Annotated in this window: 1 protein-coding gene; it reads right to left on the bottom strand. The window is 65.8% G+C overall.

Going from position 1 to position 1,543, the window contains the following annotated elements:
- Positions 1-168: 168 nt before the first annotated feature.
- A partial coding sequence (gene purH, locus BG842_RS10045) for a bifunctional phosphoribosylaminoimidazolecarboxamide formyltransferase/IMP cyclohydrolase (RefSeq protein ID WP_069450636.1) occupies positions 169-1,543 on the bottom strand: 1,375 nt, incomplete at its 5' end.

Here is a 1,543-nt window from a genome sequence, read left to right on the forward strand (position 1 = left end):
TATCGCAAATGTTCGTCACGAGCGAACGGAGTGAGCGAGTGACGAAAACATCGTCAGAGCACGCTCTGACGTACTTCCGGCACTCAATCGCTTCGCTCAGTCATGCCGGAAACCGCTCGAGACGGTCGCCCTTCGGGCGCTGCGTCTCGCTGGCTTTAGACACGACCTTCAGTCGTGTCTAAAACACCTACTCCCGGTGAACACCATCGCCATGTCGTGCTCGTCCGCGGCCTCGATAACGTCGTCGTCGTTCACCGACCCGCCGGGTTGGATGACCGCCTCGATACCCGCTTCGGCGGCCTCCTCGATGGCGTCCGGGAACGGGAAGAAGGCGTCGCTCGCCATGACCGCGCCGTCGGCGTCCTTGCCCTCGGCGTCGCGGTCGGCTTTCATCTTCGCGATTTGCACCGCGTCCACGCGGCTGACCTGTCCCGCGCCGACGCCGACCGTCTCGGTGCCCGTGGCGAAAAGGATGGCGTTGGACTTGACGTGTTTGATGGTCTGCCACGCGAAGAGTAGGGAGTCGAGTTGCTCGTCGGTCGGTTCGCGCTCGGTCACGACGTCGAGGTCCTCGTGGGTCGGGGCCTGCATGTCGCGTTCTTGGACGAGTCGGCCACCCACGAGGTCCTTTTCGGTGTGGGTCTCGGTGATTTCACCGAGTTCGGAGACGTCGAGCACGCGGAGGTTCTTCTTCTCGCACAGCGTCGCCAGCGCGTCGTCGGTGTAGCCCGGCGCGACGACGACTTCCTTGAACGAGTCCACGATTTGGGTCGCGGTGGCGTCGTCGCACTCGCGGTTGAGGGCGACGATGCCGCCGAACGCGCTCTTCGCGTCCGTCGAGAGGGCGCGCTCGTAGGCCTCGGCGAGCGAGTCGGCGACGGCACAGCCAGCGGGATTCGTGTGTTTGATGACCGCGGCGGCGGGGCGGTCGAACTCCTTGATGAGGTTCAGCGCGCCGTCGGCGTCGTTGTAGTTGTTGTACGACAGCGCCTTCGCGCCCTCGTTCAACTGCTCGGCGTGGACCACGCTGGCCTCTTCGCACGTCGCGTCGGCGTAGAGCGCGGCGTCCTGGTGCGGGTTCTCCCCGTATCGGAGGCTGGCGGCGCGGTCAAACGTTTCGACCTTCCGGGCGGGGAGCGCGTCGTCCGCGTCCGTCTCGACGCGGACCGCGTTCGCGTCGAAATCGACCGCCGCGTCGCCTTCCGCAAACCAGCGTACTGCGCGCGGGTACGCCTTGAACTCACCCTGGTAGAGCACGCGCTCCTTCAGCGACTCCTCGTCGTCGCCGTCGTACACCGGGACCGGCTCCTGCGTGACGATGGGACCGGAATCGACCTTGGAGTGGTCAACCTCGCCCGCGTCGTCCGTCGCGTCGGTGACGACGTGAACCGTGCATCCGGTCGTGCTCACGCCCGCGTCCAGCGCGTCTCCCCACGCGTCCATTCCGGGGAACGACGGGAGCAAGGACGGGTGGACGTTGAGCGTCGTCGGCGCGTCGTCCAAAAACTCGTCCGTGAGGATTCGCATGTAACCGTCGAGGCAC

It is taken from the genome of Haladaptatus sp. W1 (assembly GCF_001723155.1).
Classification (GTDB): Archaea; Halobacteriota; Halobacteria; order Halobacteriales; family Haladaptataceae; genus Haladaptatus; species Haladaptatus paucihalophilus.